This is a genomic window from Desulfomonile tiedjei DSM 6799 (assembly GCF_000266945.1).
Lineage (GTDB): Bacteria > Desulfobacterota > Desulfomonilia > Desulfomonilales > Desulfomonilaceae > Desulfomonile > Desulfomonile tiedjei.
On the sequence record NC_018025.1, the window covers coordinates 2,967,088 to 2,987,853 of the forward strand.

The window sequence follows — 20,766 nt, forward strand, 5'->3', positions numbered from 1 at the left end:
TTCAGTCTCGCTACCGGGCGACAGTCCCAGTGGCTTGTTTGTCTCCCGTTTCGGTGTGCCGCTCCGGTTCGAGCTGAACCGTAAGCTTATTGATCTTCCCTGTGAATTTGAAGGGAACATCGTAGCGATACTCCAGCATCGCGACCCCGGTGCGGGTGTCCTGACCGATGTCGAAGGTTTCGTCTTCCGGGAACGTGATCGGGGTGGTGTGTTCCATGGAATTCCGGGCCACCTCCTTACCGTCAACGTACAACACGCCCGTGCCTCCCTTGCCCAAGCCCGGACCATCGGACTTGAAGTCGAAGACGATAGTGTGCTTCCCGGCTTTCAACTCAGGCCCTTCCCACGTCGTGCGCTTGAGGTCGAGCAGGTTGTATAAGAACACCACCTTGCCCCGGCCGAATCCAAACTCGCCCTTGGTCAGGAACAGGCCGTAGCCACCGAAGCGTCCGCCATCGGTGACGATCATGCCTTCCGCTCCACCTTCAGGAATTTCAACTTCGGCAGTAATGCTGTACGATTTATTCAGGATGTTCGGAGCACCACTGTTGGGTACACCGGTCAGTGTACCCGAATACGTGAAGACCGATCTTCCCGCTGTGAGGTTCGGCCGCGGCGTGTTCCAGCGAGCGAGCGTCGAATTGTCGAGCGGCAGCACGTCATACTTCTGCGCTTCCAGATAGAATAGGGCCTGCATCTGTTTGAGCTTCTCGGGCATCTTGGCTGCCATGTCGTTGAACTGGGTGGGATCCTCCTGGACGTTGTAGAGTTCCCAGTTGTATCCGGTGATCACATCTGGGGGCGGCTTGGTACTGAGTTCCCATGGGAGCGTCACCGGAGTTGTGCACGCCACCCAGCCGTCGTGGTAGATGGCGCGATTGCCGAGCATCTCGAAGTATTGTGTGGTGTGCCGGGTAGGAGCATTTGCGTTGGCCTTTTCCCAGGTGTAGACCATGCTCACGCCTTCGATGGGCCGCTGCTTGATGCCGTCGATAGTCTCGGGCGCCTGGATGCCTGTCGCTTCGAGGATGGTCGGCACGATGTCGATTATATGGTGGAACTGGCGGCGAATGCCGCCAACATCGTTAATGTGGCCGGGCCAGGACATGGCCACGCCTTGTGCGGTTCCGCCAAAGTGCGATGCCACCTGCTTCATCCACTTGAACGGCGTGCTCATGGCCCACGCCCAACCTGCCGCAAAGTGCGGAAACGTGCGTTCCGAGCCCCAGAACTCATACCAGAGAAACTGGTCCTTGACCGGCACTGAGACGCCATTGAACGTGGTGAACTCGTTCGGGGTTCCGTTGAGCATGCCTTCCGCGCTAGCCCCGTTGTCACCGGCGATGTAGACGATCAGAGTGTTGTCGAGTTCGCCCAGGTCTTCGACTGCCTGGATGACGCGGCCGATCTCGTGGTCCGTGTAGGCAAGATAGGCTCCGAAGACATCGGCTTGTTTGATAAAGAGTTTCTTCTCGTCCCAGCTAAGAGTATCCCACTCCGGCAGTTCCTTCGGCCACGGAGTTAGCTTGGCGTTCTCGGGCATGATACCCAGGCGCTTCTGGTTAGCGAAGATGGTCTCGCGCAATTTGTTCCAGCCTTGGTCGAAGAGGTGCATGTCGCTGATCTTCTTGATCCATTCCTGGGTTGGATGGTGTGGAGCATGGGTGCCGCCCGGTACGTAGTAGACAAAAAACGGCTTGTCGGGCGCGATCTCCTTGAGCTCCTTCATGTATTGGATTGCCTCGTCCGCCATGGCCGTGGTCAGGTTCCAGCCTGGATTACCCTGAAAAGGATAGATGGCCGTCGTGTTGCGGAACAGGTTCGGTTGCCACTGGCTGGCGTCACCACCGACAAAGCCGTAGAAATACTCGAAGCCCAATCCGTTCGGCCACTGATCGAACGGTCCTGCCTGAGTTGCCTGATAAAAAGGTGTGTTGTGGTTCTTGCCGAACCATGAAGTTGCATAACCGTTGTCTCTCAGGATGGTGCCGATAGTTCCGCACTCCTTGCGGATGATCGAGTCGTATCCTGGAAATCCCGTAGCGATTTCGCCCACTACCCCGAAGCCTGCTACGTGATGGTTGCGGCCTGTGACGATCGCCGCACGGGTGGGCGAGCACAGCGACGTCGAGTGAAAATTCGTGTACCGCAGCCCGCTCTTAGCGATTCGATCCAGTGCGGGGGAGGGGACGACACCGCCGAACGTGCTCGGAGCACCGAACCCGCTATCGTCAGTCATGATGAGCAGCACGTTCGGCGCGCCTTTCGGCGGCACGACGCGTGGCGCCCACCATGCCTTCGACTCCGAGGCCTTCTCTTTGATCACTCCGCCGAATTTCGGATCAGTCGGCGGCAATTGCTTACCATCAATGGTCGTTGTTGCGCTAGGCGAGCCCGGCACTCCGGTGATCTGTTCGGCTGCAACCGGCAAGGCCGACAGCACTGAGATTAAGCATGCCAGGAATAGTCTGTGGAAACTTAGATTCCGAATGTGTTTCCGCGAGACAGACATGAATACGCTCCTTTCATTTTCAATCGCGTAGAGGGGGCTCGCGAGGCTAACCTGATTATGCTTGCCGGCCTTTTGCAGAACTAATTCGGTCCGCGCTGCATATGCTTCGCTGCGCCGTCGGCTGCCTTGGCTTCACCTTCCTTCAGCTTCTTCAGGTCCTCAGGTGTGAGCTTAGGCGGTTCGACCGAGATCGTCAGCTTGTTGATCGTGCCCGTCAACTTGAACGGCACCTGGTAGTCGCTGTCGGCAACCGGAGTGCCTGTATCCGATCCGATGTCGAAGGTTTCGTCCCACGGTAAGGTCAAAGGGACTGTGTGGTCCAGTTTTTGGGTGGCCACCACCTTCCCATCGACCTTGAAGGTTCCCGTGCCCGGGCGACCGAGTCCGCTGACGTTGTTGAAGGCCAGCGTCGCAAAGCCCAGGCCGTCGTACTTGAAATCGAACTCGAGCGTGTGCCTACCGGGAGTGAGGGCATCCTTACCTTCCCAGCGGACTCGTTTAAGATCGAGCAGGTTCCACAGGAACACCGGCTTGCTCTTCAAGAGATACAGCCCATAGCCGCCGAATCGGCCGCCGTCGGTCACGATCATGCCCTCGGCGCCTCCTTGCGGCACCTCAATGTCAGCGGTGATCGTGTAGGACGTGTTCAGAACGCTCGGAGCCGTACCTCGGGGTATTCCGGTGACCGGGTTGCCGGAATACGTAAACACCGACCGCCCAGCCGACAACGACGGCCGAGGGGTGACCATACGGGTCGCCACAGAGGCATCGAGCGGCAGCACCTGATATTTCGCGAATTCGGCGAACATCAGGTCCCGCATTTCTCGCATCTTACCCGGATTTGCGTCGGCGACGTCGGTGAACTGGGTCCAGTCGTTGCGGACGTCGTACAGCTCGAACTTGAACGCGCTGGCCGGGTCCAGGATGGCGGATCCAAGCAGTTGCCAGGGCGGACGGATCGGGACTGCGCTCAGCATCCAGCCGTCGTTGTACAGGCCCTGCACCCCCATCATCTCGAAGTACTGCGTCTTATGTGTCGACGGCGCGTTTACGTTGGCCTTGTCGAAAGTATAGGCCATACTCACACCTTCGATCGGCTTCTGGGCCACACCGTCCACCATCACCGGCGCTGGGATGCCGGTCACTTCCAGAAGAGTCGGCACAATGTCGATGACGTGGTGGAACTGGTGGCGGATGCCGCCTTTGTCCTTGATCGCCTTCGGCCAGGAGATCGCCATGCCCTGGCGCGTGCCGCCGAAGAAAGACGGAATCTGCTTTGTCCATTTGAATGGAGTGTCAAAAGCCCAGGTCCATGCGACCGCCATATGGTTGTAGGTCAGGTCGGAACCCCAAACGTCGTACCACTTCATCTGCTCGGCAACCGGCAGCTCTATCCCGTTGAATTGGAGCACTTCGCTGGGAGTGCCGTTGGGCGAACCTTCAGCGCTGGAGCCGTTGTCCCCGCTGATATAGATGATCAACGTGTTGTCGAGCTTGCCCAGATCCTCCACCGCCTGAATCACACGGCCGATCTCGTGGTCGGTATACGCTAGATAAGCGGCGTAGACGTCGGCCTGGCGGATGAAGAGCTTCTTCTCTTCAGCCGTGAGGGAATCCCACTTCTTCAGGAGGTCATCCGGCCAGGGAGTCAGCTTGGCATCCTGGGGAATCACGCCGAGCTTTTTCTGGTTTTCAAAGATCTGATCGCGCAGGGCATTCCAACCCTTGTCGAACAGATGCATGTCACTGATCTTTTTGATCCACTCCGGCGTCGCGTGGTGCGGAGCGTGGGTAGCGCCGGGGACATAGTGGAGAAAGAACGGCATCGACGGATCGATGTCGTTGAGTTCATTCAACCAGTGGATAGCATCATCGGCCATCGCTGTGATCAGGTTCCATTTCGGATTGCCCACGTAGGGATAGATCGCCGTCGTGTTGCGGAAAAGGTTCGGTTGCCACTGGCTGGTGTCACCACCGACGAAGCCGTAGAAGTACTCGAAGCCCATGCCGGTCGGCCACTGGTCGAACGGTCCGGCCTGACTCGCAGTCCACTCCGGCGTATTATGGTCCTTGCCGAACCAGGAGGTGCGATAGCCATTGTCCAGCAGAATGCGCCCAATCGTTGCGTTGTCCTTGCCAATATAGCTGTTATAGCCAGGGAAGCCGCTTGCGCCCTCGGAGACGACGCCGAATCCCGCCGAGTGGTGGTTGCGCCCGGTGATGAGTGCGGCACGCGTGGGGGAGCACAGCGATGTGGAATGGAAATTGGTGTAGCGCAGGCCGTTGTTGGCGATGCGATCGAGAGCCGGCGTCGGAATCACACCTCCAAAGGTGCTCGGTGCGCTGAACCCGCAGTCGTCGGTCATGATCAGCAGGATATTCGGCGCACCCTTTGGGGGCACCACCCGCATCGGCCAAGCCGGCTTTGACTGTGCTGCGTTCAACTCGATCCGGCCCCTGAACGGCTGGGGCGGTGACGGCAAGTACCGGCCGTCGATCGTCGTAGTGGCGTCGGGCGAGCCGGGCGTCCCGGTAATTTGCTGTGCAGTGGAGAGTCCGACTGATAGCATTGATGTCATGATAACCGCTAGAATTGCCGATAACAGTCTTCTTTCGTTCATGTTTTCCCCCCCCCGATTTCATTTATTGCGCCAGCACACCCTTGGATTCAGGATGCGTAGCCGATCGTGAAGCCACAAGGCAATCGAATAGGCATCGCACGCGACAATCAGTACTCTCACCACATTTGCCCTTGCATTGGGACCAGCATGGAGAGATTAACGAGCTAGGCATGATTATCACCTGCGGGACTCCCATAGATTCACCATCGGGCGTGACGATCCTCACGTCCCATAAATCCGTCGCAGTGTCCTGACCGACTTCAAGCACATGCCGTGTAACAGAGCCTTTTCGGTCGACGAGCAACACAGCTCTCTGTATTACATCCGGATCTCTTTCAATCTTGATTATTTTGCCGCCCAAACGAGATTCTATATAATCTCTCGGAGTCTGAACTCGTTCAGGAGTCGAAGAAGACTCTTTTCCTCTGTTACCTTCAGCTAAGGGTTTGTCGATTGCCAATCCCTGAGCGCAAACCAATGTGCTCAACAAGGCAAAGGAAATATATGTTAAGACACGCATCGGCATATTTTGGACTCCCAAAGTGTAAGCATCTCTGCGCCACTCAAGCAACACATGATGTGTGACTACATAGATCTATTGATAAATGATGGTGCCAATTTGTTTCAGTTCTTTTCTCCACATCTCTCCTTTGAAGCCTTCAACGGAGAACTGACATTCTTCTACCTACGCAGTAAACCCCATCTGTCTGAACTGGAGAGCAGCCATTTTCAAGAGATTGAGCCCGATTTGAGGATAAACTCTCATTATCTCATGGAATTGACTTTGAGGCAGAACAAGAATTTCCGCATCCTGAGTTACGACCGACGTATTTGCCGGAGATAAATTAGTAAACATAGGCACGAAATTGAGATACCCGTTTTCTTCTGCAGTCCTGAGCTCCTTCTGGTCGGCTGTCCCGTAATCCTCATATGTGGTTATCTGTCCGGAAAGTATCAAGTAGATCGAGGGGTTCTCCTCACCAGCCCGGAGAACAATCTCCCCCTTGTCTAGTTTGCCCGATTTTGTAATGGAAGCAACGGCATGGAGTTCTCGCGTACCCAGGCCTTGAAAAAGTGGAAAAGTCTTGAGTTTGTTGATGATGTCTATGATTTCCGGCATGTGTGCCTCCCTTCCCGAAGCTATCGCTGAAGCATATTCCGCAACCTGGCGTACTAAAGGATCATCGTCTTCCAGGCGTGATTCCGTTACTGGAATCAAGGCTTGATTCGGCATAAGATCCGCCACGGCGTACACAGCCAACATCCTGGTAAGACTGTCCTCCGACTGGGCCAATAGAGCCAAAAGACGCTCCGGTGAATCGCGGGCCACGAGACTGAACATTTTGCGCCCTTTCTCGATCTTTTCGTCCAATGGCAGATCATCGATGAGGGGAACCAGATATGGAAGATTCTGCCCTCTTATGGAAGTCTCGACCATTTCGACGGCCACTGATGCATTTTCGGATTTGAGCGCCTGATACATGAGCCGCATGTCCGCGTGATACACCCACAACGCGTAGAAGAGGAGTCCGAGGATTTCATCGTTTCGAGACAAAAGATGCTCTTTGAGCATCTGCGTCCCGTGACGTTGTTCCAGCCTGTGCAACATGCGGATAACTATGAGATTTCCGTATGCCTCTTCGACGAGTGTTTCGAAAAGATGCGCCATTTCAAAGTCGTTGATCTTCGAAGACAATCGGATGACCTCCAGGATCGCCTGTTTGCCACGTACATTCGCTTGCAGGAATGACGCTTCTAAAATAGGCAGGATATCGGGAGGATAAGAAATCAAAGCCTCTATTGCGGCTGTGCGGAGTTCTTCATCGGGTCCTTCCAGACAGCGAATCAGTTTTCTCGCAGCCCTCATGTCCGGTTTGATGGCGAAGGCAAGGGCGGCCTCGGTGCGGACTTGTGGGCTTGGGTCATCAATGAGTCTGAGAGCCACCTCCGGTGCCAAGATCCGAGGTTTCTCTTCTTTGCTGGCTTCTTCACCGGGGAGCATCTCGGTTACAGCGGATTCCAAGCCCATGGGAGCGCCCCCCGCCTCAAAAGCGCTGCCGGCCTCAACCCGGTCGAAATCGATCTTGTCGACGACGATCACTTGCTTGAGAATACGCTTGTACTCCTTACGAAAGACCAGGGTTTCAAAGCCCCAATAAGCAGCGAGAACTACCGCTATGTACGCAAAATCATGAGGCTCCATTACCGGTTTCAGAAGGATCATGAGAAGAGACCCGGCCAACATGCCGACCTTCAGCAGAGTGCCTCGGATGAAGGTACGGCTCCATGGCACCAGGGCTTTCGGAATCACGTTGAAAAGGATCTTGTTTACCGGACCGGCGATCGCCCGCTGGATAAGGATCAGCGTAAACTGGCCGTACGCTGCGACGTAAACGTTGAAAAAGGTTGTGAGTGCTCCAAAAACAATGGTGAAATTAACCGGCTGGACCAGGGATGCGTTTGGTAATCCCATTGCCGAGTACAACCGTCCTGCGAATAAGAGAATAACGAATGTAACTGACGTCGTTGCGCCGCGGAACACGCTGAGGAACGTTATCAGGCTCTGTTCCGACGCGAAATTGTTGTTGGCAATCACGCTGAACTGGTAAGAGAAGATGGGCAGCAAGATATTGGGTATGAGACCGCAAACGATCAAAAAGCGAATTATCGGGAATTCTTTCATGATACCGGGAATTTCGCTTAGGCGCTTTGTTTCCGGCGCTTTCTGTGTCACAACCGCTTCAGGTTTTGTTTCTCCCACGATGTTCCGGGCCGTGATCGTCATGAACATCGCGACGAGCATAAAGACCAGTGCGAACACCAGCAGTGCGGCGTCTTCGCCGATGCCATAGGTGATTGGACGAGTCAAAAAGCTTCCAACCGTGGTCCCCAAAACCTGTGCTGCGGTCACTAGCGGAAAGATTCGCTTGCCCTGGCGTGCATCGAACAGATCCCCGGCAATGTTCCAGAGGTACACGAGTTGGATGGCATCCAGCAGACCCATGAGTTGATACAGCGCCGGATAGACGATGGACAACTTGGACTTGACCATAAGCCAGCAGAGAGTCGCCGCAGCAGCATACCCTCCAAAGACGAGGATCATGAGATACGTGTCGGAGAAGCGTTTTGCTATCCTATCGGCATAAGCGAGAACCACCATCGTGAGCACTGCGCTGATGACGAGCATCCACGGGATATAGTCCGGTCCATATCGTTTCAGAAAGGCAGTATCCACGTAGTTGCGGAAGATCGCTGTCACGAAGAATACCGCAAAGAAGATCACGGCAAGCCATGTGAATCGGGCGATCTCGTGTTCGTAGATTTTGAGACTTTTTTCCAGGAAACGTTTCATACACCCCTCTGATGTCATTGCATTTCAGATGAAAAGCTCAACTTCCGACCGTTTTTCAGGTCTGCTACACCAGCCTTTCTCCGCTGTGATTTATCATCAGCGGCCTGGGCCCCTTTAGCACGGAAATATTTGTATTCCTCTCGCTGGCTTCTCGCAAGCATAGTCGAACAGGAGGAACGGAGGCGAGGGCTCTTCAAAGCGGTCACTTCCATGGGTAGGAAAGGCCATGATAAATGGGCGCCCTTTAAGAGCGCCCTTCATGTGGAGAGTTTCGACTATTGGCCTCGTTGATTCCTGAGTGCTTCCTCGATCTTCTTCTTTATAGCTTCAAGATTGAAACTCGCCGGATCCTGCATCGGTGGATACTCGAGAGCCGTTTTCGCGAGCTTCCCGACATATTCCTGAACCATCACGAATCGCCAGAACTCCCGTGCATAGAAATCGTTGATGTAGCCGCCGCCGAGGTCGTTCAGGCTTTGACCGCCGATTGCCGGGGTCCGCTCGAATGGATCCTGGCGGATGTTCACGATGGTGGGCATGTCTGTTGTGACCTTCGGCCCGGGCCAGCCAAGCGGCTGTTGGAAAAACTGGAACTTGAGATCATCGATACGGATTGCCCCCAGGTGGGGACCTCCGAAGTAGAAGATCTCGTGACGAACTGACGGCCCCTTGCCAGTGAGAAGGTCCATCTGATTGTACCCGTCGAGATGATTCTTGTACGTTCGGTCGCCGAGCTTCACGCCCTTCAAGAGCTGGTCCTTTATGTTGGGATTGCCGGCGGCCGCCATGAGGGTAGGGAACCAATCCAGCCCCGAGAAGATGCCATTTTCGATTGTGCCTGGTTTGACCTTGCCCGGCCAACGGATGATTGCGGGAACTCGGAACCCTCCTTCAAAGACGGTGCCCTTGGTTGCTTTGAACGGCGTCATGCCACCGTCCGGCCACGTGAATACCTCCGCCCCGTTGTCGGTGGTGAAGACGACGATCGTGTTATCGGCCTCGCCGATCTCCTCCAGGTGCTTCAGGAGAGCGCCGATGCTATCATCCATTTGGGCCATACCCGCCTCTTCCAGACCATAATTACTTTTGAAATTCATAAGCGCCTGGTACTTCGGGGAGAGAAAGGTGAAGACATGCATACGCGTCGTATTGTGCCAGACGAAGAACGGCTTTCCATCCTTCTTGGCCTTGTCTATGAACCCCTTGGTTCTCTCGACCAGCACTTCATCAAAAGTCTCCATATTGTACTTGGCCTTGCGGCCCTCCTGCCAGTTTTGGCGGCCGGCCATGTTTGGGAACGGCGCCAAGGGTCCTTCGTCCACGATCTTCTGTTTTCCGACTTTTCCCCAACGAGGCATTTCGGTGGGATCATCCACATCCGTTGCCCAGGAGTGCACAAGATTGCGCGGCCCGTACTTGTCCACCCAGTCCTGAGGATAGTCGAACCAGTACGGATCGGACATCGCGTCGAGGTGGTACAGGTATCCGAAGAACTCGTCAAAACCATGCACTGTTGGCAGGTATTTGTTCAGATCGCCCAAGTGGTTCTTGCCGAATTGCCCGGTGGCATAGCCAAGTGACTTGAGTGCAGTGGCGAGCGTGCATGCCTCAGCAGGGATGCCGACGTCTGCCCCGGCCTGGCCCACCGTCGTCAAGCCTGTACGGATCGGCAGTTCGCCGGTGATGAAGTTTGCTCGGCCAGCGGTGCAGCTTGCTTCAGCGTAGTAGTCGGTGAATACCATGCCCTCGGCTGCAAGCTTGTCCAGATTTGGCGTCTTGCCGGACATGATGCCGCGATGGTAAGCACCAACGTTGAACCAACCTATGTCATCACCCATGATGAACAGAATGTTGGGCTTCTTCGCATCAGACTTTTTGGATTCCTGCGAATGAGCTGCACCGGCGAAAGTAATCGCCAGTACGATTGTCAGCAGCAGAATCCTTGTCTTCATTGTCATCACTTTCATGATAATCCCCCAAGACAATCAAATGAGTTCATTTCCGGTCGTAGGAATGTGCGATTTTTGTCATTACGTTCAGGTTGGTGACGCCTCCCTTTTCTGTCCCCGTGTCGGTTACAATGTGAGGACAAATGCTGCCTGTCAGCACTACGGCTCGAATGCGAAGAGTCGCTTCCAGTCGTTCTTCATGCTGATAACGGTCCAGCCGTTCTTCTTCGCCTCGTCGTACAGCGCCTGCGTGAAAGTACCGACCTTGGTGTTTGGCAGCCGCTCGGCCGGTCCGTACGCGTACTCGCGTTCCCCATCATCGTGCAGCACGAGCATAGACAACCTCGTTCCTTCACCGGCTTTCGTGTATTCAAGCATCTGCCGGTCGCCGGTGGAGTTGCCGAAGGCAGCGCAGGGCCGGCGACCTATCATTAGGTGAATGCCTTCGGGCTTACCCGCGTTGTTGTCGTTGAGCAGAAGCTTGGGCTCCTTGGTCAGGAAGGGCTTGCCGTCCTTGGCATAGCCGTACCTTGTACCGCCTGCGGTGCCCACCACCTGCTCGGGCGGTATACCGTAGACTCGTTCGGAATATTGGCGCACGAAGTCCTGGCCGCCGCCGGTGACGATGTAAGTCTTGTAGCCGTTGGCACGCAGGTATTGCATTACTTCCAGCATCGGCTGATAGACCAGCTCGGTGTAGGGACGATTCCAGCGCGGATGCGTGGCTGTCGCGATCCACTTTTTCACTTCCGCGTTGAACTCATCCACGGTCATGCCGGTGAGCGTGGCCATGAGGATCTTCTCGAGATCCTTCATCGAAAGCTTCGCCATTGCCTCCCGATTGCCCGACAGCACGGTCTTGAACGGCTGGACCTTGGATAGCCTCGGTTTCGCCTTCACGACCGCCGGGACCCGCTCCAGGCAGTACATGACCTGAGTGTACATCGGGTGCTCGACCCACAGAGTGCCATCCTGGTCGAACGTTGCGATGCGCTCCTCAGGCGGCACGAATTTCGGACCGGCCTGGTTGGTGGTTTCCTTCACGAAGGCAATGATTGCTTGCTTGGCAGGACCGTCATTCCACGAAGGAAGCGGATCGTCCGCGGCAAAAACCGGAACGCTGATTCCTACCCATAAGATCGCGGCGATTATTGATACGCTCAATAATCGCTTCATAATGGCATTCACCGGTATTCCCCCTTGCGCAAGTTCACTCGGTCTGCAAACTGTTATTCAGCCAACGGGCGGCCTTAGGCCGCCCGCATCATCCACGAGAATCCGGGCTACTGGCTCGGGTGCGCCTGTAGCTTCTTGAGCTGCTCCATGACCTGAGTCAGGTTGAAGCTCTCCGGAGACTGAAGGGGGGGGAACTTGATGTAGGTCTCGAGCTCGTGGAGCCACATCACCTGGCCCATGGGCAGTATGTTGAAGTCGTATATCCAAGCCGTAAGCGGCCCGCCGAGCGCGCCGCTGAACCAGAAAGCCGACTTTCTCCACTCGCCCATCGTCGTCTCGAACGGATCGCGCTTGAGATTGACCACCCCGGCCGCGAACTGCTGCTGGACTCCCGGGACGTTGAAGCCCGTCGCGGTTTCGGGCGCGATCGCGAAATACATCTTCCAATTCTTGTAGCGCACCGCCGACGGGTGCGGGCCTGAATAGTAGAAAAAGGTGTCGCGGGCCGACTTGTCCGATTTGCCGGTCAGGTAGCCGATCTGGTTGACACCGTCGAGCATGGTCTTGACGATGCCGGGATACTTACCGGCCTGGATCTGCTTGTTAAGCTCGTCGCCCTTGGGACCGCCCGCGATTTCGACAAAGGTCGGCAGCCAGTCGAGCGACGCGAAGATGTCGTTGAAGACCGTTCCCGGCTTAATGTGCCCCGGCCACCGAATAACACACGGAGCGCGCATGCCGCCTTCCCAGGTGTTCATCTTCGAGCCCTTGAATGGCGTGGTGCCGCCGTCGGGGAAGCTCCACGTCTCGGCGCCGTTGTCGGTGGTGAAGACGACGATTGTGTTGTCGAGCTGGCCCATGTCCTCCAGCTTCTTCAGGACCAGGCCGATGTTGTCGTCCATCTGCTTCATGCCGGCTTCGTTGACGCCCCAGTCCCTGCCGCCGGGCTCGCCCACCATCGCCATGTACTTATCCGACAGCACGGTCGTGACGTGCATACGCGCCGGATTGTAGTAGACGAAGAACGGCTTGTTCGTCTTCTTGGGGTCGTTGCGGTCGAGGAAGTCGATCACCTTGGCCGAGATTTCCTCGTCCACCGTCTTGGACCGCTCGAGCGTAAGCGGCCCCTCGTCCTTGCACGTCTGGTTCTTCGTGGTTCCGTCGGAGGACTTGCACCAGAGGACCGGTCGGGGAGGCGTCAGGCATGTGGCGGTCTGGGGATCCAACGCTCCCGGCACTTCGGGGACGCCCGGAATCGGCGTGTTCTTGCAGGGCGGCGCAATGCCCTGGGTGGTCGGGTTCTTGTTGATGTCGGGGAAGCTCGTCTGCTGCATCGCATCGAGGTGATAGAGATAGCCCCAGAACTCCTGGAAGCCGTGTGCGGTCGGCAGCGAATCGGTGTGATCGCCGAGATGGTTCTTGCCGAACTGGCCCGTGTTGTAGCCGAGATCGAGCAGGAATTTGCCGATCGACGGCGTGCCGGGCCGCAGATAGGACGGGCTGCCCGGGAGCTGCGGCGGGATCATCCCGGTGCGCAGCGGATTCATGCCGGTGACGAAGGCGTTGCGCCCGGCAGTGCAGCTCTGCTCGGCGTAATAGTCCGTGAACATCGCGCCCTCCCGCCCGATGCGGTCGATGTTGGGTGTCTCTCCGACCATCAACCCGCGATGGTAGATGCTCGGCTGCATCCAGCCGATGTCGTCTCCCATGATGAACAAAATGTTGGGTTTCTTGTCCTGCGCATACGAGGCAGTCGCGATTAGAAACATAATGAGACAAATTGCGACAAAGATCGTCGGAATCGGCATTTTTCTTAGTATCATTTTTATCTCCCCCCATTTAGCAACTTTGCTCAAAAACAAAGTCCGAGATATCAATTTCCTGCTATCCTCAACATTCAAGCATTTCTCTATAATTGTGTCTTCTTTGTACTTGTTGCTCCTTTCCACCCCCCCCCTTATGTCCGCTCTACTCTCTTCAAATCAAACAAGTCATTTTTCTTGCACATCCGGAGAGGTACCTTTCAAGGCTTCCAGGCGAACCTTCATACGAATCCTGTGCCGGTCTGGTAGACCTTCTACAGCTAGTCCCTTGCTGTACACTGCTTCAGCCTCCGCCTTTCTCCCCTGTTTCTCATAGATTCCGCCCAGGAGCACATAAGCATCGGCATGAGCGGGGTATTTGGCAATGAGGCCATCCAGTACGTCTGCTGCGCCGGCAAGGTCCCCTTTCTGTTGGCGAAAAAAAGCCAGCGTATAAGCGTACCTGGGCTGGTCCGGCCTTATTTCAGCAGCATTCCTGCAGAAATCCACCGCCTCGTCGAGACGGTCCTTCGAAAGAATTACCGAGAGGTTGTAAGCTGCCTGAGCCATCTGAGGGTCGGCCTTGAAAGCAGCCCTAAGGTGTTTCTCCGCAGCGATGAGATTATTCTCCTCGGCCTTGAGCAAGCCCATGTTAAAATTCGCGGCGGCATTGTCGGGAGCTACTTTCAATGCCTTCTGTAAGGTCTCATTGACCTTTTGGCTTTCACCCATACGGGCATACGCCATTGCTTCGTTGACCATGGCGAGGACCGCGCGCGGTTCCATCTTCAGGGCCGTTTCATATGACGCTACTGCCTGTTGCATATCACCGCGATCGAGGTAGTAGTTGCCTAAATTGTAATGCGATTCCCACTGGTCCTGTCGTGACAGGACGGAAGCCAAGTACTCCTTGTTTGCGGCTTCGACCTTTCCCTTGTCTGCTTCCGTCAGAGCGATATTCCGGTAACCGGCAAGCGACGCTGCCGCTCGCACCCGAACAAGGCGGTAGCCGTCCCCCGTCGCCTCTATCCGAGCTTGCACAGATTCTTTCGTGGGTATGGTTTGCAGGGCCGTTGCAGCCGCAGCACGCATGAGCGGGGACGGATCTTTGATCGCCCGGAGCAAGGCTGGTACCACTCGCGAGTCCTCCGAAGCAGGCACAAGGCGGAGAAGCGACGTTGCAAAAATTACGTCACGATCTTTGCTTGTCATATAGTCAAGCATCTCCGTGAGCTTGTTCCAGTCACGTTTTCGCGCTGAATCAATCAATCCCGCCCGGTGGAGCACTGCCGCCTGATAATCTCGTTTACGCCAGATCCTAACCGTCTCATCAGCCCATTGAGGAGTCTTGTCCTTATGGCATGCATTGCACGCATTGGGAGACTTGAAGGCGATGGTTGCGGCAGGGGTAGGGGGCAGCATCGAGTGGTCGCTCCTATGCATTCGCGCAAATTCCGTCATGGGCATGTGGCAGGAAATGCACCTATTTCCCGGGCTGTCGGCCTTGTGGTGCGTATGTTCAGTGGGATTGTCGATCTTCTCTTTATGGCAGGGCATGCAAGCCTGATTGGCTTTGTCCTCACTCTTGAATTTGTACCGGCCGCTGGATGTGTGGCAATGGAGACAATCGAGTTTTCCCGATTTCACGCAGGGGCTCATGAGCCAGGAAGTGTATGTGTAGTTCTCTCCAAGGTCACGGCCATCGGGGTAATAGTCGGAGTTTTCGAGAGTTACCAGACCGAAATGATCGAAAAACCTGTCCCCGGGTTGGAAGGTGTCCGTCAGCACAACCGCCTTGGCATGACATGTGGAGCATGTCGCATTGTTCTGCTCCTTGGAAAAGTCACGACCGCCGCGCGTTATCTTCAGGTCTTTCGGAACGGTTCCCTTGGGTGCGGCCTCGCAGACACGAATGTGCTCATCAGCGGGACCGTGGCAAGTCTCGCAATTGATGCCCGGCTCTTTCCAGACCGTATTGTACGTGTCAGTCTTCAGATCGTAATTCGTGGAGACTTGGCTCACGTGACACCCGTAACAGGCGGTGTTGAAAGTGTATTGCCAGTCCTTCCAGTGTATCGGCTCGTCCGTCTGACCCGGAACGTGCCGCACCCCGCTCGCTGCCATGTCAAACCATTCTTTCTTGTTCACGTCGTATGCTACGGGAAGAGTCTGGAGTCGCCCGCGATCCAGAGAAGTAAGAAAATAGTAAACGTTCTTCCCCCCCATGACGTGATCGATCCAATACTTCTTCTCGCCTTCAGGACCTCGTTCAATGACCCAACCGGTCTCTCCAGTTATATCGACACGGTATCGAAAGTCCCCGACGACGATCTCCTCTGTCTGAGGGGAGAGCTTATTGAGCGCCAAATCCACGGTATATGGCTGCATGGCCAGTCCGTGATGAGAAGGGGCCCACAATTGGTAGAATTTCTCGTGACATTTGCGGCAGCTCACCGAACCGGTGTAGGGGAGCGCAGGTGATCCGACACTATCGGCCATTCCATGCCCCATAGGAGGAAATGATTGTGAGACTACCCAGTTTCCCAGAATAACAACAAACAGTGCTACGACGGGCATACCAATTTTAGATGCTTTCACAGTCTCCCCTAGAGAGCGTAGTACCGCGGATGTAACTCTGACAGTGATAATGTTACTCCGCTTCACGAAGCAATATGTACATTACCATAATACCTGAAAGTGAAAACCTTTGAAAGCATGGGTACGTATTGTTAGAGATGTCCGAACATTCATCGCGTTTCTTCTTGAAAGGTACTGTGCATCAGAGAACGAGCAATTGCCTTAAGAAAGGGCCTGTTGAAAAGGCCGCTTACGTATTTGAAGACACGTTATTTTTCGGTTGCCTTAAGATCGATTTCATGAGATTGTGAATCCACCGCGTGACAAGTTTAAGATCGGGGATTGCTTGGCGAAAATCCGAAAACTCCGGTTCTAACTTATCGGTGTTTTCTCCGGGCACACCGGTTCACAGCATTCGCTGGATTAACGGTAGCAGTGGATATCGGTCTTTGTACCAATGCGGTTTCCTTGAAGAAAGGACTGGAGCATGAAAAGGGTTTGGGTCGGTCTGCTTGTCGTTGTCTTCTGCATTCCTGCAAGTGTGTTCGGTCAGGATTTGCCGTCTGTAGGATTCCCCACTCTGTCGTCCCTCACTGAAAACGTTAAGGTGAACCCATACGCGCAAGTAGGGTTCCAATGGGTTGGCTCCAACCTGAATCTTCCGGTACAGAACGAGCCTCTTCCGGTCCTTCCACTCAATATCGGGAGTCTGGATATCTCTTTGAAGGATGCCAATTTTTGGACGGGCATTGCAGGAATTACCATTATAGCTAATGACAAATACAGCCTTTTCGGAACTGCCGGAGGGTTCCTCAATCGACCGTTCATCACGTCCGGAACTGTCCCTGTGAGTCTCGATCTCATCAGTACGTCGGCCACACTTGAATTCGACAATACCAATGTTGAGAGCTGGTTTATTCAGACCGGTATCGGCCTTGGGCCGGTGCTGTTCGGACTCTACTGGGATCATTTCGCGTTTGTATTGGGGGAACCGCGAAACCAGAACGGACCCATTGCAAATCAAACCTTAAGAGGTGACATCCTTACCAGGACGTTCGCCCCCTTTATCGGCTTAACCCTCCCGGTGTCCGGCGCAATGCTCACGGTAACGTACAGCCCGTTTGCCTATTCCAATACGGCTCTGGCTCTCATGAACTCGCAGAACAATCTTTCAGAGCTGCGTTATACGTGGAAAAAGCCGGGAGACTTACTGAATGCCTCGTTGCAGTACAACACGCCAATTGCTTCAACGTATCAATTCGGCATATGGTGCAACTATAGCTGGATGAGGTTGCGCCGGAATGCGGAGCTAGAATTCCAGAACACTCCCGCGCCCGCCATCTCTCGAACCAGAGATGTTACTGCGACTATGACAAAGTATATTCTTGGCGGAGGAGTGAATGTAGGGATCAACTTCTAAACTGCATCTGAATTGGACATCCATAATTAAATCGTCTCCATATCGCTTTATCCCGCACGGCGTCTAAATCCTTTTAGAACTCCTGATATTACTCGTGCTTACCTTTTTCTCATTTGGTCACCTCGCTGATATTGGACGCGAAGATCTTCCCCATAGCTTCGTGCAAAAGGGTCGCGAAAAGAGGGAATGCGTTTAGATCTTTATACAGCCATTTCTTCTGTTGCAGATTGATTTATCCTTTGATCCTAGACAATTGTTGTCTATCAAAACAAAACTCCGCTCGGCAAATGTCTTATAATACACTGTACAATTCTCTTGGACTGGAATTGAAAAATGAATGGAGATCCCAGGGAGAGTATGCAATGGAAATCGTAAAAATATACGATCCCGTAATTTTGGCGGGAGGGTACACCAGTTTGTACGTGATCCCCATCGAGTTTTCTCGCTCGCTCGATCCGATTTGGGTGGAAAAACTGAAAGAGAAATATGATGAACTGTCTCTGGGCAGTTCGGAAAGCATTGTGTTTGAGCCGGTTGAAGACTCGCCGTTACTTGACTGGTCAGCCGGAAGAGTTGATTCGGACAGGCTGTTATTTGTTGTTCTCAATCAGCAGATCCTTGCAGATGGGATTCATGTGAAGCCAGACCCCGAGAGAGCCCGGGAATGGATCATCGATGCTGTCGATTTCGCCAACCAATCGAGCAGAGATGTTGCGACAGAAACAAAAGTTCAGGAAATACAACAACACGCGGAATAAAGCTTCTCCGCTACAGGAAACGTTGCACATGGCATGGTTTTGAAAGAAATGCGCGGGGGACGAATCGGCTGAAGAAATTGAATGAGAGCACAACCTGCATTAATCTAATGATTGATTGATAGTTCTGTAGTTCTGGCTTCATTCAGGATGCAGTAATCCTTTGCATCAGGGATTAAGCCAGTTTTTTTTTGTGGAAGCTTTGTATGCTGAACTGAAGAAGATGAGAATTGTTTCGATCTTGTCCGGTGTTGCTGCCCAGCAGTCGTCGAAACGATGTACTGCGCAGCAACGCAGTCGTGCGATCAGGGGGCCATCAGCGGAGGCGGAAGGTGAGGGTGTGGCATGAATCCATATCCGTCCACAAAAGGACCGGGAGACCATATTCTCACGCCATCCCATGGCCCCTGATGAATGGGGGCGCACAGGAGCGGCGGAAGCCCGATGGGAGCAGGGGCAACCACACTGTCGAAGGGCACGACAACAGGGGGATTCCACCATGCAGCCCCGGGAGTCGCAGTTAAGATCAGGCAACCAAGTGCTATCACAACCACAATTTTGCTCATGACACTCTCCTTCGGAACCTAGTACGATCGGTTAAGAAAGTACTTAAAATGCTTCATTTAGCTTATTGATTTACCACGATAAATTATATCAGATTACAGGGGGAACATCAAGAAGGATTCTGAGATGCACATGGTAAGTCTCCTCGAGTGAATCACCGCTTGTACAGCTAAGATTCTGAGCCAGATAACACCATTTCGCAATTATACACATACCATAGCGAAGGCAGGGGTGTCCTGAGCAGAGTGATTAGACGGCTTTGCGTCGTCCGGAGCGAAAGATACCTCCAGCCTCCCAGATTAAGAGAAGAAAACTGAATCAGTATAAGTTTCTTAAATCTCGGGGAAAAGATAGTCGAAATGTACCGGGCAGGATAGGGCGCTGTGAACGGATCTGCGGCCCCAAAATGAAATAGAGCGGCTTGTTTCCAATATATAAACTGAATTCTAGAGTTTTAGACAAACATATCGGAACTATTAAGATATTCGTTGACTACAAATTTTCAATGTGATATAAGACTGTCAGTCTTGATGGTTTTTAGAAAAACCGGATCTTTAACGGAGTTTCTTCTCCAGAAAAGTCTTGTAGGACTTAGCAAGGATTGCACATGAATCGCCGCAACCATACAGCCCCTGTCACATGCCTGCTGGCGGTCGTATTGTTCATCGTGTTCGAGAGTGCCGCACTGGCCCAGGCTTTTATGCCGCCTCCTCCAACGTTCCCTGGAAGGCCTTGTCTAGTGGCCGGAAGGTTTTACTTCGCAGGTGGTGCGCAGTACCGGAACATACAGAGGTTTGGCTTTGAGAGAAAGACAAGCCCGATCATCTACCAGTTCCAGCCAGGCGTGCCTCCATTCGGTCCCAATGTAGCCGGGGAGTTTGGAACAGGAACCGGGAATGTCGGTTACCCCAATGACGTTGATGCGGGATTGCCTACCGGCAATTCAGCCGATCCTCCTTCTATTTCCGGTATCTGGAACTATCTCAATGGAACGATCAATCCGGTCGGGGATTCGACCACTTGGCCCGTTTCTCCTTTTGGAGGCGCGCCGACCCTGGCTGGCCTGGGCCAGTATGCCACTACCTTGGGCACCCCGATAAATGTGGGAAGTTTCACTGTTGCCGCTCCCAACAAGCAGGTGGGGGTCTCCTCAGGTACTATTGGCTTTAGCCTCACAGATCCTCCCCCTTTCAACGAAACTTACACCATTACCTGGGAACGGCTCCTGGATGACACCGTCGTGGCCGAAGGCGGCGTGGAAAGTATCATCTACCGATACGATACTCAGGAAATCAACACCGAATTTTCCGAAGGGATCTGGACGCCTGCTCTTGAGCTCGGATTCCAGTGGACGAATTTCTTCGATATCTTCGGTGCCTTCTCCTGGTACGACATTTCGGACAAAGTGAGCAGAGACTGGGCGGCTACTTCCGGTTTAATGAGAAGGGGATTCCGGGATACCTTCCCGTTCAGCTCGGATAATTCGGCGAACTGGATTGTGGGCTTCTGGACGAGTTCCACAGTGGTGGAGACTGCAAACGTGAACAACCAGATTCTGGCTGATTCTCCTGGCCCCTTCGGTATGCCCAGACGCGAATTCTACTTGATGAATGTCAGTTCCACCGGCGGTGTGCCTGTCACAGAGCATCTGAACCTGGAAACCACGGTAAGAGTCTACGAAACGAAGGTCGGTGCGCGCAGTTGGATTCCCCTCTATGGGCTGGGAAGGTTCGGTATCACACTGGGACCTCTCATGAATATCCTCAATTACAGTGCCAGCACGCACAATGTGTACACTTTTGCCACGGTGCCGGGTCCACAGAGTGTTGAGTATGCCAGTCTTAACAAGGGAACATTACTGAGTTTCGGAGTCTTCAGCGGTGCAGATCTGGAATTAGCCTACGGTCAATTCTTCGGAAGGCTTACAGGCCAATATACGGTTACAGAGCAGAAGCAGATCGTCAACGATGATGCAACGTATACCAATGTAAATCTCAGCGGTTTTAGTACAATAATCGCCGGCGGCGTTCGGTGGTAA

12 protein-coding genes are annotated in these 20,766 nt (G+C 54.0%); 3 read left to right on the top strand and 9 right to left on the bottom strand.

The annotated features are described in order from the left end of the window. Positions 1 to 10: 10 nt before the first annotated feature. The 8 genes from DESTI_RS12485 to DESTI_RS12520 form a co-directional block, all read right to left on the bottom strand. Positions 11 to 2,512 carry an arylsulfatase gene (locus DESTI_RS12485; protein WP_014810324.1) on the bottom strand — a complete coding sequence of 834 codons (2,502 nt, stop codon included), beginning with the start codon at positions 2,510 to 2,512 and terminating at the stop codon, positions 11 to 13. 80 nt (positions 2,513 to 2,592) lie between these two features. Further along, on the bottom strand, positions 2,593 to 5,133 hold the full coding sequence (locus tag DESTI_RS12490; RefSeq protein ID WP_014810325.1) for an arylsulfatase: 2,541 nt from the start codon (positions 5,131 to 5,133) through the stop codon (positions 2,593 to 2,595). Positions 5,134 to 5,155: 22 nt separating this feature from the next. Next, entirely contained in the window at positions 5,156 to 5,659 is a 504-nt protein-coding gene (locus DESTI_RS12495; protein WP_014810326.1) for a hypothetical protein, read from the bottom strand. Positions 5,660 to 5,818: 159 nt separating this feature from the next. Continuing rightward, complete coding sequence (locus tag DESTI_RS31885; RefSeq protein ID WP_435051217.1) at positions 5,819 to 7,378, bottom strand: cyclic nucleotide-binding domain-containing protein; 1,560 nt, start codon at positions 7,376 to 7,378, stop codon at positions 5,819 to 5,821. A 1,382-nt stretch (positions 7,379 to 8,760) separates the two neighbouring features. After that, a complete protein-coding gene (locus DESTI_RS12505; RefSeq protein WP_014810328.1) occupies positions 8,761 to 10,452 on the bottom strand; it encodes an arylsulfatase in 1,692 nt (563 codons plus the stop codon). Between the two features lie 141 nt (positions 10,453 to 10,593). After that, complete coding sequence (locus DESTI_RS12510; protein WP_085930232.1) at positions 10,594 to 11,610, bottom strand: HAD family hydrolase; 1,017 nt, start codon at positions 11,608 to 11,610, stop codon at positions 10,594 to 10,596. A 107-nt stretch (positions 11,611 to 11,717) separates the two neighbouring features. Further along, a complete protein-coding gene (locus tag DESTI_RS12515) occupies positions 11,718 to 13,433 on the bottom strand; it encodes an arylsulfatase (RefSeq protein WP_014810330.1) in 1,716 nt (571 codons plus the stop codon). A 168-nt stretch (positions 13,434 to 13,601) separates the two neighbouring features. Then, the gene (locus DESTI_RS12520) at positions 13,602 to 16,010 is read right to left on the bottom strand and encodes a tetratricopeptide repeat protein (RefSeq protein ID WP_014810331.1); all 2,409 of its coding nucleotides are present in this window, start codon (positions 16,008 to 16,010) and stop codon (positions 13,602 to 13,604) included. 466 nt (positions 16,011 to 16,476) lie between these two features. Between DESTI_RS12520 and DESTI_RS12525 the strand changes: the two genes are divergently transcribed. After that, entirely contained in the window at positions 16,477 to 17,409 is a 933-nt protein-coding gene (locus tag DESTI_RS12525; RefSeq protein ID WP_014810332.1) for a hypothetical protein, read from the top strand. Positions 17,410 to 17,771: 362 nt separating this feature from the next. Further along, positions 17,772 to 18,167 (top strand): hypothetical protein, encoded by a 396-nt coding sequence (locus tag DESTI_RS12530; protein ID WP_014810333.1) that lies wholly within the window; start codon positions 17,772 to 17,774, stop codon positions 18,165 to 18,167. 302 nt (positions 18,168 to 18,469) lie between these two features. Here DESTI_RS12530 and DESTI_RS12535 read toward each other — a convergent pair whose 3' ends face one another. Further along, positions 18,470 to 18,730: a hypothetical protein gene (locus DESTI_RS12535; RefSeq protein ID WP_014810334.1), complete on the bottom strand. Its 261-nt coding sequence runs from the start codon at positions 18,728 to 18,730 to the stop codon at positions 18,470 to 18,472. Positions 18,731 to 19,335: 605 nt separating this feature from the next. Between DESTI_RS12535 and DESTI_RS12540 the strand changes: the two genes are divergently transcribed. Continuing rightward, complete coding sequence (locus tag DESTI_RS12540; protein WP_014810335.1) at positions 19,336 to 20,766, top strand: hypothetical protein; 1,431 nt, start codon at positions 19,336 to 19,338, stop codon at positions 20,764 to 20,766.

What these genes read in the sequence shown, in the direction of transcription:
- DESTI_RS12525 (WP_014810332.1), top strand. Translation starts at nt 16,477, where the DNA reads ATGAAAAGGGTTTGGGTCGGTCTGCTTGTCGTTGTCTTCTGCATTCCT.
- DESTI_RS12515 (WP_014810330.1), bottom strand. Translation starts at nt 13,433, where the DNA reads ATGATACTAAGAAAAATGCCGATTCCGACGATCTTTGTCGCAATTTGT.
- DESTI_RS12535 (WP_014810334.1), bottom strand. Translation starts at nt 18,730, where the DNA reads ATGAGCAAAATTGTGGTTGTGATAGCACTTGGTTGCCTGATCTTAACT.
- DESTI_RS31885 (WP_435051217.1), bottom strand. Translation starts at nt 7,378, where the DNA reads ATGTTGGCCGGGTCTCTTCTCATGATCCTTCTGAAACCGGTAATGGAG.
- DESTI_RS12495 (WP_014810326.1), bottom strand. Translation starts at nt 5,659, where the DNA reads ATGCCGATGCGTGTCTTAACATATATTTCCTTTGCCTTGTTGAGCACA.
- DESTI_RS12510 (WP_085930232.1), bottom strand. Translation starts at nt 11,610, where the DNA reads ATGAAGCGATTATTGAGCGTATCAATAATCGCCGCGATCTTATGGGTA.
- DESTI_RS12540 (WP_014810335.1), top strand. Translation starts at nt 19,336, where the DNA reads ATGAATCGCCGCAACCATACAGCCCCTGTCACATGCCTGCTGGCGGTC.
- DESTI_RS12485 (WP_014810324.1), bottom strand. Translation starts at nt 2,512, where the DNA reads ATGTCTGTCTCGCGGAAACACATTCGGAATCTAAGTTTCCACAGACTA.
- DESTI_RS12490 (WP_014810325.1), bottom strand. Translation starts at nt 5,133, where the DNA reads ATGAACGAAAGAAGACTGTTATCGGCAATTCTAGCGGTTATCATGACA.
- DESTI_RS12505 (WP_014810328.1), bottom strand. Translation starts at nt 10,452, where the DNA reads ATGAAAGTGATGACAATGAAGACAAGGATTCTGCTGCTGACAATCGTA.
- DESTI_RS12530 (WP_014810333.1), top strand. Translation starts at nt 17,772, where the DNA reads ATGGAAATCGTAAAAATATACGATCCCGTAATTTTGGCGGGAGGGTAC.